This is a genomic window from uncultured Sphingosinicella sp., from assembly GCF_963974575.1.
GTDB lineage: Bacteria > Pseudomonadota > Alphaproteobacteria > Sphingomonadales > Sphingomonadaceae > Sphingosinicella.
The window spans coordinates 52,919-66,151 of the sequence record NZ_CAXBBQ010000007.1 but is presented as its reverse complement, the minus strand read 5'-3'; the positions used below and the strand labels follow the sequence as shown (position 1 = coordinate 66,151).

The following is a 13,233-nucleotide window of genomic DNA, read 5'->3' as shown; positions in this document are numbered from 1 at the left end:
CTTTGTGATCAACGCTTGCGGAAGATCAGCGACAGGTTGTTCGCGGGCATTTCCACGAACCCTTCGAAACCAAGGCCATTCACTTCGGCCTCGGCCCGCACGTCCTCCAGCCTTCTGAGACCCCAGCGCGCGTCGCGGCCTTTAAGATCGGCATCGAAGGCTTCGTTGCTGGGTGCAGTCGGCGTGTCTGCGCGGCAGAACGGGCCGTAGATGTAGAGAAGCCCGCCGACGGGGAGGCGCTTGCCGACACCCTTCATCAGGCCCTCTGTGGCTGCCCACGGGCTGATATGCAGCATGTTGATGCAGACCGCGGCATCGACATGCGCCACCGGCCAGTCTGCCGCCGCCGCGTCGAGCGCAAGCGGGGTACGCACATTCGACAAGCCCTCTGCCGCCACCCACGCTGCGATTGATTCGCGCGCCTCGGGCGACGGGTCGCTCGGTTGCCAGACGAGATCCGGCCGCGCCCGCGCGAAGTGCACGACGTGCTCGCCGGTTCCGCTCGCAACTTCGAGCACCAACCCCGATTCGGGTAACAGCGGCCCCAGTACGCCTAGAATCGGATCCCGATTGCGGGCGGTTGCAGGGGCGAAGCGGCGTGGCGACATATTCGACATCGCTCGCTCATAACAGAAAAGCGGATCAATGCTGCGCGGCGTTTTCCTCGGCGAGGCGCAGGACGCGCAGCACATTGCCGCTCCAGATCTTCTCGATGTCCGCGTCCGAGAAGCCCTCGGCGCGCAGGCGCTCGGTCACCTTGGGGAGGCCGCCGATATCCTCGAGGCCCTTGACGCCGCCGCCGCCGTCCCAGTCCGCGCCAATGCCGACATGGTCGACGCCCGCGACCTTGATGATGTGCAGCAGGCTTTTCATGAAGGCTTCGAAATCGGTGTTCTGGATTGGCATCACGGCATCGAGCGCACGCGTTTCGCGCGTCAGCTTGGCCTGCTCCTCCGGCGTCATCGTGCCGATGTTTTCGAGCTGCCCGAAGAGCGCGTTGCGTTCAGGCGTGAAGTTCATCGGCGCGAGAAACACCGTGGTGACGCAAATCACGCCGCCCGCCTCGGCAAGCTTGCGGATGCGCGCGTCGTCGAGATTGCGGGGCTGGTCCGAGATCGTCTTCGAACCCGAATGCGACAGGATCAGCGGCGTCTTCGACAGCGCCAGCATCTGATCGAACGCGGCGTCAGACGAATGGCTGCCGTCGATCACGATGCCGAGTCGGTTCATCTCCGCGACCCACTGGCGTCCGAGCGGACTGAGACCGTTCCACTGCGGCGTGTCGGTCGAAGAATCGGCGAACTGGTTGTTCTTGCCGTGCACCGGCCCCGCCAGACGCACGCCGAGATCGTAGAACGTCTTCAGCAGCGAAAGGTCTTCGCCGAGCGGGTAGGAGTTTTCGATGCTGAGCCAGCCGAAGCGTTTGCCGGCGACGTCCATGCGCTTCGCATCGGCTGCGGTCGAGATGAGCGCGATGCGATCCGGGAACTTCGCCAGCGTCGTGCGGATGAGATCGGCGCGGCCGAGCGCGAACGCTTTCGCCTTCGCAAAACCCTCCGCCGTCACCGGGCCCTGTTCGGTGTAAATGACGAAGAAGCCGCCATCGAGATCGCCTTCGTCCATGCGGCCCATGTCGACCTGCACGAGATCGGTATCGTAGCTGTGCTTGTCGCCGAAGCTCCAGCCCTGGCGCGCGAAATGCATCGGCGTATCGAGGTGCGTATCGAGCGTCAGCGTGCGCTGGTGCAGCGTTTCTGCGGAAGCCGGAAAGGCGGCAGCAAGGAGGACGGAGGCAAGAACACGCTTCATTTCAAATCTCCTTTTTTCATCACCGCGAAAGGCTTGCCGGTCGATCTGATCCGATACCATCGTCCCGGATCGACCGGCGCACGCTCGCCGAGCTTCGAAGCCCGAGGCCCTGGGACAGCCAAGGGTATCGCTCTCGGCGATCGCGATGAATATAGCACTTATGCGACCGCTGCTCGGCTCCTGACGATCTTCGCAACGCCGAGTGTAAGCAGCGGCACGACGAACACCGCGAGCATGATGTAACCGAATGCGCCGTAGCCCGATGCGATGAGATCGATGAGGCCGACCCGTGCGGCGACGAAGCCGCAGACGAGCAGAACCACCGCCGAAACCCCAAGACGGGCAAGCGGCGTAAAGTGCTTGCCGCGCGTTTCCGCGACACCGGCAATGCGCTCGTTGAGCGAGGTGATGATGCCCACGCCCGTTTCAAGCAGCGCGCAGAAGATCATCAGCTGAAAAACGATCTGAAGCCATGGCGCTTCCATCCGGCGCAGCAGGAAATCGGACGGCAACGCGACATTCGCGATTTCCGGATAGAACGCGACCATGCAGAGGAAGAAGACGATCGCCGGAATCATCGCGAGCGGACCGGCGACGACCCCCGCGATCACCGCATCACGCGGCCGTGTGAAGTTCGTCACGAACGAAAGCACGGCAATCGCGCCGACCACGTTGTAGCTGGCGTACGTCAGGCCGCCCATAACCCAGCCTGTCGTGGGAACATCGAGCGCCAGAGACGGCGCGATCCTGTCTCCGAACGTCGACAGCGCGAGCACGAGGAACACCGCATAGGTCAAATAAATGAAGCTCGAGGCATATTTGAAGACGTGCTCCACGCCCGCATTGCCGAAACTTGCCGTCGCGGCGATCGCGAAGACGAGGAAGAGCGTGCCGACAATCTGCGGCAGGCCGAACACCTCCGCGCCAATCGTGCCCGCGGCCGCCGCAACGACCGCCAGAATGAGCACCAGCAATGCCAGGTAGGCGATTTCGAACACCACCCAGCCCGGCCCAAGCAAGCCCTTGAAGAAGTCGCGGTAGTTGTAGAGCGAAAATCGATACGAAAACAGGAACGTCACCGCGCAGACGGCACTCCAGACGAGCATGGCAAGCAGAATGCCCATGAGCCCACCGAACGGCCCGCTGCCGAGAAAGAATTCGGCAAGCTCGCGGCCCGTTGCATAGCCGCCGCCGATCACGACGCCTTTGAAGATGAGACCCGGTAACAGGAAACGCTGGAACCACGACGATCGTGTGGTTGTCGTGGCTGTCATCAATATTATCCCAGGCAGTTGTCGACGAGTTTCTGGAAAGCCGCGCCGCCGCGGATCGGGTCCGCAACCGGGAGGCCAAGGCGCTTGCTTTCCGCTTCCATGAGGGCTTCGGCTGCGGCTGCGTCCATGCCGCTGGTGTTGAACGCGATACCCGCGCAGCGGATCGCCGGATTGGTACGGCGGCCCAGCAGAAGGTTGAGCTCGATGGTCTCTTCAAGGCTCGGGATCGCATAGCCCGGCGCACCGATGATCTCTGCGCGGCCCGGCTGGTGGCACACGACGATCACGTCGGGCTGGCTGCCGTGCAGAAGACCGAGAGATACGGCTGCATACGCTGGGTGAAACAGCGAGCCCTGCCCCTCGATCACGTCCCAATGGTCGGGCGCCGCGTCCGGGCTCAGCACCTCGGCAGCGCCGGCCTCGAAGTCCGACACCACCGCATCCATCGGGATGCCGCCGCCCGCGATCATGATACCGGTCTGCCCGGTGGCGCGGAAATCGGCGTCAACGCCGCGCTCCGCAAAGGCATTTGCCAGAGAAAGCGCCGTATATTTCTTCCCGAGCGCGCAGTCCGTTCCCACCGTCAGCAGGCGCTTGCCGGTCCGCTTGCGGCCGGTGCCCACCGGCAGGCCCTCCGGCGGTATGCGCACATCGATAAGGCGCCGGCCGTGCTTCGCCGCCGCTTCCGCAAGCTCGGGGACATCGCCGAGCCGAACGTGCATACCGCTGACGAGATCGAGGCCAGCCTCAAGCGCTTCGACAAGTGCCGGCACCCACGACGGCGAAATGCCGCCGCCGCCGGGCGCAACGCCGATCACCATCGACCGCGCGCCCCGCGCATAAGCGTCTGCAGGCCTCAGCTCAGCCAGACCCGCCGTTACCGTTCCCGCCGCAAGCCGGTACTCCCCCACGCACTTGTCGCCCGCCCAGTCACGAAGACCAAAGGCGGTTTTCGCGTAACCACTTTCTACAATGTCCCCCAGAAACAGCAAATACGGGGTCGGAAGCCGAAGCTGGGCATTACCGGGGAAAGACGACATGTGCATGGGGACCAGTCTGTTCTCTTAGCTAGAATGAAAGATTGAATGCGGCCGCCAACAGCGCGCCGTGAATATGAGTTGCTACCATTTCGAACCTGCCCCCCCCGGTTTGTCGCCTAGGCTTTATGCCCAGGTCGCTCCCAACAACCGCCTGAAGTTCCCCCCCAGAATGGCGGTGATGTTTTCGTTCGAATATTTGCGGCGAATAAGTTCCTCAACGAGGTCGTAAGTCTTCATCGGATGATCGAAACCATCCGTATCGATCTTGTCTCGGAATGCGTAGCTCGATTTGTAGCCGGCCTTCAGCATCTTGTACTGATCGGCGGGCATGTCGTCGTAACCGTTGAGATCGGCATCCGAACCGATGCCGACGTGATCGACGCCGATCAGCTTCACGGCATGATCGATGTGATCGACGACATTTGCGATTGTCGTCGGCTCCTTCTCGCTGACGAACATGCGCACGCCGGTGATACCCATCACGCCGCCCTTCGCGCCGAGCGCCTTGATCGCTTCATCGGTCTTGACGCGCGGGTGGTTGACGAGCGCGCGGCAATTGCTGTGCGTGATCGCGATCGGCTTCGGTGAAATGGCGATGGCGTCGAGCGTCGTGCGATCGCCACAGTGCGAAACGTCGACGAGCATCCCGACCTTGTTCATCGCTTCGATGATCGCCGCGCCGAAATCGGTGACGCCGCCATCCACGCGCTCGGTGCTGCCCGATCCGAGGAGGTTCTGGCTGTTGTAGGTGAGCTGCGAGCAGCGCTGGCCGATCTCGTAGAACGCCTTCACGTCTTCCACCTTGCGGAAGTGCTCGGAGTTCTGGACGCCCATGATCACGGCGCACTTCCCCTCACGCTTGGCGCGATCAAGATCCTCGGCCTTGCCGACGAGCGAGAACACGTGCGCATTGCGGCCGGCGAAGCCTTGCCACGCAGCGAACCAGCCCAGCGTATCCGCATAGGCATCCGGGCCGCCTATGCCGACGGCATTGTGGAAGCCGGTGATGCCGCTCGCGCGGAAATCGGCAGCATCCTTCTCGCTGAGCGGATTGGCGTAATATTCGGACCGGAAATCGATCTTCAGCGGTGCAAGCATATCGATGACGAGCGATTGCTTGACGAGGTCGACAGCGCGCTTCGAATAGGCCTTCGTCGCTGCGGCGTGGGCGCGGAACATGCCCGTGTTGATCATCGGAAAACCGGTCACAGCAGCTGCTGCAACCGCGCCACCGATTATTTGACGCCGCGAAACTCCGGGCAATGACGCCATCGCCTCTCTCCCCCTGCCTTATGAAATATCCTGATCAGGATTATCAATCCTGATCAGAAAATTGTCAATTAGGGATCACACGGCCATCACTGGACGGGCTTGGCGACGGCCCCGCCCTTCATCACAAACGCTGTGGTTTCCAGCGCCCGAATATTGGTGAGCGGGTCACCTTTCACAGCGACAATATCCGCCGCCTTGCCCGGCGCCAGCGTGCCGATCTCGCTGGTGAGACCGGCATGGTCCGCCGCCGAGACCGTCGCCGCACGGATCGTTTCCAGCGGGGTCATTCCCGCTTCAACCATCAGCGCGAACTCCTGCGCGTTGTCGCCGTGGGCGGAGACGCCGGAATCGGTGCCGAACGCGATCTTCACGCCCGCCTTGTGCGCGCGCCGCAGCGCATCGACCATCAGCGGACCGACCTTACGCGCCTTCGCGCGCACGGGCGCGGGCATCCATTCCGCCGTTTCGGCGCGCTTCTTCACCGTGTCGCCGGCAAGCAGCGTCGGCACGAGATAGCTGCCCTTCGCCTTGAAGAGCTTGATCGATTCCGCGTCGAGGTAGGTGCCGTGCTCGATCGAATCGACACCGGCGCGGAGTGCGGCGTTGACACCGTCCGTACCGTGCGCGTGCGCCGCCACCTTGCGGCCGAGCCTGTGCGCGGTTTCCACGAGCGAGGTGAGTTCAGCATCGCTCATCTGCTGGCCGAGACCGGCTGCGGTGTTCGACATCACGCCGCCCGTGGAGGCCGTCTTGATGACATCGGCGCCGCTCTGGATCGCCTGACGCACCGCGCGCGCGCAGTCATCGGCACCCGAGCACAAGGTCGGCGAGCGGTAGAGATCGAGGATTTCCTGACGGTAGCCGTGAATGTCGCCGTGGCCGCCGTGTGCCGCCACGCCGCCCGCCGCGATGATGCGCGGCCCTTCGACCTTGCCCGCCGCGATGGCGTCGCGGAGACCGTATATCGCCTGCGGCTCGCCGCCGAGATCGATCACGGTGGTGAACCCGGCGCGCAGCGTGCGCCCGGCGAAGACGACGCCGTCGAATGCCGAATCCGTCGCGGATTTGCTGAGCGCTTCGCTACGCTCGTTAGGATTGGATTCGCCCGTGATGTGGACATGGCTGTCAATGAAGCCCGGCATCACGAAGGCGTCGCGCAGATCAACGACCTTGCCCTCGCCCACATAGCCGTCGCGAATTTCGGCGATGCGGCCGTCCTTGACGACGATGGTTTTCGCCGTCTCGACCCGGCCGGTGCCGGGATCGGCAAGCAGACGCCCTGCCTGAATGTAGGTGGCTGGGCTATCGGCCGCGGCCAACGCCGGCGCCGTCGCGGCTGCAAGCAGCAGCCCGCAAAGAACAGACTTCATGATCTTCCCCCTCAAATCGGCTTCGTTCAGGCGTCCCGGCCCCAGACGTTGTCGGGACAGCGCACATATCCGTCCTCGTAAACGATGCTGGGTTCGCGATCCTTCGCAAGGAAGATCGGCCCGTCGAGATCGACCACATCGCAAAGCTGGCCGACGACGTAGGCAGGCGCCATCGCGAGGCTGGTGCTCACCATGTTGCCGACCATGACGCCGAGCCCGAGTTCGCGGGCCTTGCGCGCCATCGCCAGCCCTTCGGTAAGCCCGCCGCACTTGTCGAGCTTGATGTTGACGACGTTGAAGCGGCCGACGAGGCCGGGAACGTCGGCGAGCGTCAGCACGCTTTCGTCCGCAGCGATCGGGATCGGGCACGAGAAACCGTCGAGATCGGCCTCCGCGCCGCGGCGCAGCGGCTGCTCGAGCAGCTTCACATCAGCCTCGACGAGCACCTCGACGAGCGCCGGAAGATCGGCAATGCCGTAGCCCTGATTGGCATCGACGCCGATCCAGCAATCGGGCCGCGCCGCACGCACGGCGCGAACGCGAGCGATATCGTCTTCAAGATCGCCGGTGAGCTTCAGTTTCAGCGCGCGGGCCTGCGCGTATCCGACCTTGGCACCCTCCGCCATCACTTCGGGCGAATCCGCGCCCAGCGTCATGGTGGTGAGCAGCGGACGCGAGGTTTCGAACCCCGCGATGTCCCACACGCTGCGCCCGGTCTGCTTGGCTTCGAGTTCCCAGAACGCGCAATCGAGCGCATTGCGCGCGCCGCCTGCGGGCATGAGCGTCTGGAGACCGGCGCGGTCGATGCCGCGCTCGATCTCCGGACGGACGGCTTCGATGGCCTGCAGCATCTCAGGCACATTGTCATCCAGATAGTAGACGCCGGAAGCCTCTCCCCGCCCCGAATGGACGCCGTCGGAAAGCGTGACGACGACCAGATCGGAGTGGGTGAAGACGTGCCCCGAGATCCTGAACGGCTTCGCCAGGGGCAGGGACTCGACAGTAACTTCAAGAGAGAGCTTTCCGGCAACCGACATTAGAACTGAACTCCAAAGCTGATGAGATGGAAGGCGAACGCGGCCCACAGGATCACGACCGCGGCGAGAAGCACGAGAATACTCCACAGCTTGGAGAACCAACCGCGACGACCCGTCCAGACGAGGAGCAGGTTCCATGCCGCGACGGCAACCATGCCGATGAAGGCGATCGTGCCGACGATCTGGAGCAGATAGATGGCCCAGTCCATAGCGCCGCCGAGCAGGTGGAAGTCCGACATCATCGAGGCGAGCGTCGCGACCCAGCCGATGAGCACCAGCGTCACCACCGCCGCGAAGCCGCGAACGAGACGGAAGGCTTTGAGCTCCTTGCCGGCAAGAGCCAGCTTCGCACCATAACGGCGGCGGGCGATGGCGCCGATCGGCCATGACAGCGCGGTAAGGCCGAGGATCGCGAGACCCGCGATCACGCCGGGCGACAGCCAGCCGGGGGAGGCGTACCACGCCGGACGCTGAAGCATCATGATCGGCGAGATGGCATCGATGCTGACCCAGTCGACCTTGCCGTCCTTGAGCTTGGCGGCGAGGCGGCCGTGGCCACCGACCTCTTCCCAGACGAAGGGTGCGGTTTCCACCCACTTGGAATCTTCGCCGCCGGTGTTCTTGAACGGCAGGACGAGATTACCCTTGTCGTCGACCGCGATCTTCATGCCACCCGCGAGGTCGAGCGCCTTCATGAAGCTCGATTCCGGCCGCCGCGAGCTGATGTAAGTACCTGCCAGCATCTTGGCGTGCTCGGCCGTGGTCTTTTCGTCGACGCCAGCCTTGATCGTGCGCTCCATCGGGAAATACCGATCGGCGAAACTTTCGACCAGCGTGCTGCGGATTGCGCCCGTCACGCCTTCCTTGCCCGAGCTGTTCATCGAAATGTAGATGCCGACGTTCTCCTTGGGGAACAGCATCAGATCGGAATGGAACCACTGCGTATCGCCGCCGTGACCGATCGCCGTTTGGCCGTTGATCCGCTGTTCATAGAAGCCGAGGGCCATACGGTTGAGCGGCGGCAGGATGGAGAGCGTCGTCGTGTGCATCATATTCGCGGTTTCGGGCGAGAGCAGCGGTCCGCCGTTCGCGAGGTGCGCGATCATGAACTTGCCCATGTCCGCACCGGTCGAGGCAAGGCTGCCTGCGGGCGCGAGGCCGATAACCTCATAAGGCTTCGGCTCGCCGGACGCGGTCGCATAGCCCTTCGACATCAGCGGCTGCAGCCGCTCAGGCAGCGGCTGGCGGAAGCTCGAATGGTTCATGCCGAGCGGAGCAAAAATATGCTGGTCGATATAATCTTCGAACGACTTACCCGACACCCGCTCGACGATGTGGCCCGCAAGCGCAGTGGCGTAGTTCGAATAGGCGGGCGTCGTGCCCGGCGCGAAGATTCGGTGCGGCACCCAGCGCTTCAGGAGGTCGCCGAGCGGCGCCTCCGGCTTACCCTTGGAGATGAGACCGCGAATCTGCTCCTCGAAGCCGGCGGTGTGCGTCATGATGTTGCGCAGCGTGACCGGTTTGCCATCGCGCGGCGGGATCTTGAAATCGAGGTAGGTGTTGACGTCGGTGTCGAGGTCGAGCTTGCCCTCCTGGACAAGCTGCATCACCGCCGTCCACGTGAACAGCTTCGATACCGAGCCCGGACGGAACAGCGTTTTTTCTGGATCGACCGGGGTAAGCTTCTCGACGTCCGAATAGCCGTAGCCGCGCTGCGTCAGCACCTGGCCGTCCTTCACGACGACGACGACGGCACCCGCCACCGCACCGCGCGCGAGCGCATAGGGCAAGTAGCCGTCGAGCCACGCATCGACATCGGCCTTGGTCAGCGTCGGCGCGCCGGGCACCGGGATCGGCACGGCGGGCGCTGCAGCCGTCACCGGCACGGGATTGACAGGTACGGGTGCAGGCGCGGGTTGCGCCAGCGCAGGCTGAGCGATCAGGGCGACCGCGCCCATAAACAGAGATTTCAGTGAACCTCGCATATTCCCCCTCCAAAACTCATCTTGCCGCAGGGCAGCATGTTGGATTGCGTGTTCAACGCGGACGAGATACCGTGCGCGTGAATACATTGTTTTGTCCCATGCAGGCAATAATGATCCTATTTAGAGAATTGTCAAACAGCATGATGTCAGAGGAACCACTGCAGAGCCCCGGGGGACAGGCGTGAAATCGGATAAACCAACCCTCGGAACGCTGCTGCGCGGCCTTCGCACCCGCAACGACTGGACGCTGAAGGAGATGAGCGAACGGAGCGGCATCCCTGTCTCCACGCTCTCCAAGGTCGAGCACGACCGCCTGACGCTCACCTACGACAAGCTGCTGCAGCTCAGCCAACGCCTCAACATCCGCATGTCGGAACTGTTTGCCGAGGAAGACCCGCAGGAGGCGGCCGCTGTCACCGGGCGGCGCAGCATCGGCAGCCAGGACCGCGCGATCCGCGTCAAGACGGACAACTACGACTATTTCTACCTGTGCACTGAGCTCAGGCGGAAACGGATGATCCCGCTGGTGACGCGTATCCGCGCGAAGTCCGTCAAGGAGTTCGGCGAGCTGGTACGGCACCCCGGCGAGGAGTTCGTCTACGTCATCGAAGGCCGCATGGTCGTCCACACCGAATATTACGATCCGATCGTGATCGAGGCCGGCGAATCGATCTACCTCGATTCGAGCATGGGTCACGCCTATGTCGTCGGCGAAGGCTACGACGAGGCGCTGACCATCGGCGTCTGTTCAGCGGCAGAAGGCGACCTCATGGATTCGCTGATGAGCCTGCACGGCGAGGAACCGGGCGGCATCCACAAACTCTGAGGCGGGCGGGAACTTTCCGACGCCTTCACCCATATGGCGGGAATGGCGTTCCACTCTTCATGGATCGAAGCCCGTCCGACGGGGATATACCTTCCGTCGGCTGATGCATGGATCGATCCCGCCGTCCCGGTCGATCGGGCGATCATAACCCACGGCCATTCGGATCACGCGCGCGGCGGTCACCGCGCGGTGCTCGCGACACGCGAAACGCTCGCCATCATGGAATGTCGCTATGGCCCGCAAACGGGCCAGGCGCTCGGCTATGGTGAAGTCATTCGCATCGGCGACGTCGACCTGCGGCTCGTACCTGCCGGACACGTGCTCGGATCCGCGCAGGCGGTGCTGGAACGCCGCGGGGAACGCGTGGTTGTTTCCGGCGACTACAAGCGCCGCCCGGACCCCACATGCGCGCCTTTCGAGCCGGTGCCTTGCGATGTGTTCGTCACCGAGGCGACCTTCGCCTTGCCCGTCTTCCGGCATCCGCCGATCAGCGGCGAGATCGGCAGGCTGCTCGCAGCGCAGCAGGCGCAGCCGGACCGGGCGATCCTGATCGGTGCCTACGCGCTCGGCAAGGCTCAGCGCGTGATTGCCGAACTGAGGCGCCATGGCCATGATCGCCCGCTCTTCATCCACGGCGCGCTCCAGCGCCTGTGCGACCTCTACCAGGAACTTGGCGTCGCGCTCGGCGAGCTTCTTCCCATTTCCGACCTGAAGCCCGCAGCGCTTGCCGGCGAGATCGTTCTTGCGCCGCCCTCGGCGCTGAACGACCGCTGGTCGCGGCGGCTGCCCGATCCCATCACGGCCATGGCGAGCGGCTGGATGCGCGTGCGTCAGCGCGCGCGCCAGCGCGGCGTCGAAATGCCGCTCGTGATTTCCGACCATGCCGACTGGGACGAACTGACCGCGACGATCCGCGAAATCGCGCCCGGTGAGGTTTGGGTGACTCACGGCCGCGAGGATGCGCTCGTCCACTGGTGCCGCGAACACCAAATCACAGCGCGCGAACTCGCGCTCGTCGGCCGCGAGGATGAAGACGACTGATGCAGGCGTTCTCGCAACTCCTCGATAGCCTGATCTACACACGGTCGCGAAACGCCAAGCTCGATCTGATCGGCGCCTATCTCAAGACGGCACCGGACCCGGATCGCGGCTGGGCGCTCGCCGCGCTCACGGGCGATCTCTCGCTCCCCGCCGTCCAGCCGAGCATCATTCGCTCGCTGGTCTCCGAGCGCGTCGATCCGGTGCTCTTCGGGCTCAGCTACGATTACGTTGGTGACCTTGCGGAAACCGTGGCGCTCATCTGGCCGGGTGCGGATATTCTAGGCACCACTCCGCCACGGCTTGCCGAGGTTGTGAACGAGCTGCAGCTTCTAACGCGCGCGCAGGCGCCGGCGGTGATGACGCGGCTGCTTGATCGTCTCGATGCGAACGCCCGTTTCGCGCTGCTCAAACTCGCGACCGGTGGAATGCGCGTGGGCGTCTCGGCACGACTTGCCAAGACTGCGTTTGCTGAAGCCTTCAGGCTCGATGCCGACGATGTCGAAGAGGTGTGGCACGCAGTTGCGCCGCCCTACACAGAACTGTTCGCCTGGGCGGAAGGCAAAGGCCCGCGCCCCACGCCCGAAGACGCGCCGGTGTTCCGTCCGTTCATGCTCGCCCACCCGCTCGAAGACCGGGATATCGACCTCTTGGACTATGCCGCCGAATGGAAGTGGGACGGCATCCGCGTGCAACTCGTACACGTCGGCGGCGAAACGCGGCTCTACAGCCGGGCCGGCGACGATATCACGCGAAGCTTCCCTGATGTCGCGGAGATCTACCAGACACCGGGCGTTCTCGATGGCGAACTGCTCGTGCGTGGAGACGTCCAGGGCGGCGAGGCCGCGAGCTTCAACGCGCTGCAGCAAAGACTGGGCCGCAAGACCGTCTCGTCAGCGATGCTCAGGGACTTCCCCGCCTTCGTCCGGCTTTACGACATCCTCTTCGACGGCCCCGAAGACCTGCGCCCGCAGCCATGGACGGAACGGCGCATTCGGCTGGAAACCTTCATGTCGCGGCTGGATCGCGACCGTTTCGATCTGTCCCCACTTGTCGACGTACGCGATTTCGCGGCGCTCGAAGAGCTCCGGCTCGGCGCCCGTGATGTCGCGATCGAAGGCCTGATGCTGAAGCGGCGCGACAGCCCTTATATCTCCGGTCGCCGCGTCGGGCTCTGGTACAAATGGAAGCGTGATCCGCTCGTCGCGGACTGCGTGATGATGTACGCGCAGCGCGGGCACGGAAAGCGATCGAGCTATTATTCCGACTACACGTTCGGGTGCTGGACCGAGAACGGCGAGCTGCTCCCCGTCGGCAAAGCCTATTCCGGCTTCACCGACGAGGAACTGATGATGCTGGACCGCTTCGTGCGGAACCACACCATTGCCCGCTTCGGCCCTGTACGCGAGGTGGAAAAGACGCTGGTTCTGGAGGTTGCGTTCGATTCGGTCCACGCCTCGAAACGCCACAAGTCCGGCCTCGCGATGCGTTTTCCGCGCATCAGCCGCATCCGCACCGACAAGCCCGCCGCCGAGGCCGACCAAATCGAAACGCTGCGCCGCATGGCGAGCTGAGCCCTGCC

The 13,233-nt window shown here is 63.8% G+C and carries 11 protein-coding genes; 3 read left to right on the top strand and 8 right to left on the bottom strand.

Annotated features, from left to right (window positions below; translation table 11 throughout):
* Positions 1–8 precede the first annotated feature (8 nt).
* From AAC014_RS13750 to AAC014_RS13715, 8 genes are all read right to left on the bottom strand, one after another.
* On the bottom strand, positions 9–617 hold the full coding sequence (locus AAC014_RS13750; RefSeq protein WP_339709405.1) for a DUF938 domain-containing protein: 609 nt from the start codon (positions 615–617) through the stop codon (positions 9–11).
* 25 nt (positions 618–642) lie between these two features.
* On the bottom strand, positions 643–1,809 hold the full coding sequence (locus tag AAC014_RS13745) for a dipeptidase (RefSeq protein WP_339709403.1): 1,167 nt from the start codon (positions 1,807–1,809) through the stop codon (positions 643–645).
* A gap of 158 nt (positions 1,810–1,967) precedes the next feature.
* Entirely contained in the window at positions 1,968–3,083 is a 1,116-nt protein-coding gene (locus tag AAC014_RS13740) for a hypothetical protein (protein ID WP_339709401.1), read from the bottom strand.
* A gap of 5 nt (positions 3,084–3,088) precedes the next feature.
* On the bottom strand, positions 3,089–4,129 hold the full coding sequence (locus tag AAC014_RS13735) for a DUF1611 domain-containing protein (protein ID WP_339709399.1): 1,041 nt from the start codon (positions 4,127–4,129) through the stop codon (positions 3,089–3,091).
* A gap of 117 nt (positions 4,130–4,246) precedes the next feature.
* The gene (locus AAC014_RS13730; RefSeq protein WP_339709397.1) at positions 4,247–5,332 is read right to left on the bottom strand and encodes a membrane dipeptidase; all 1,086 of its coding nucleotides are present in this window, start codon (positions 5,330–5,332) and stop codon (positions 4,247–4,249) included.
* Between the two features lie 149 nt (positions 5,333–5,481).
* Positions 5,482–6,765, bottom strand: coding sequence for an amidohydrolase family protein (locus AAC014_RS13725; RefSeq protein ID WP_339709395.1), 1,284 nt, complete (start codon positions 6,763–6,765; stop codon positions 5,482–5,484).
* 26 nt (positions 6,766–6,791) lie between these two features.
* Positions 6,792–7,802 carry a dipeptide epimerase gene (locus tag AAC014_RS13720; RefSeq protein ID WP_339709393.1) on the bottom strand — a complete coding sequence of 337 codons (1,011 nt, stop codon included), beginning with the start codon at positions 7,800–7,802 and terminating at the stop codon, positions 6,792–6,794.
* The gene (locus AAC014_RS13715) at positions 7,802–9,787 is read right to left on the bottom strand and encodes a serine hydrolase domain-containing protein (protein WP_339709391.1); all 1,986 of its coding nucleotides are present in this window, start codon (positions 9,785–9,787) and stop codon (positions 7,802–7,804) included. The genes AAC014_RS13720 and AAC014_RS13715 overlap by 1 nt, the downstream gene beginning before the upstream one ends.
* A gap of 181 nt (positions 9,788–9,968) precedes the next feature.
* On the opposite strand from AAC014_RS13715, the gene AAC014_RS13710 reads away from it, so the two are divergent.
* The 3 genes from AAC014_RS13710 to AAC014_RS13700 are packed head-to-tail and all read left to right on the top strand — an operon-like array spanning position 9,969 to position 13,225.
* On the top strand, positions 9,969–10,613 hold the full coding sequence (locus AAC014_RS13710) for an XRE family transcriptional regulator (protein ID WP_339709389.1): 645 nt from the start codon (positions 9,969–9,971) through the stop codon (positions 10,611–10,613).
* 42 nt (positions 10,614–10,655) lie between these two features.
* Positions 10,656–11,654, top strand: coding sequence for a ligase-associated DNA damage response exonuclease (locus AAC014_RS13705; protein ID WP_339709783.1), 999 nt, complete (start codon positions 10,656–10,658; stop codon positions 11,652–11,654).
* Entirely contained in the window at positions 11,654–13,225 is a 1,572-nt protein-coding gene (locus AAC014_RS13700; protein WP_339709387.1) for a cisplatin damage response ATP-dependent DNA ligase, read from the top strand. Before AAC014_RS13705 ends, AAC014_RS13700 begins: the two co-directional genes overlap by 1 nt.
* The last annotated feature ends 8 nt before the right edge of the window (positions 13,226–13,233 follow it).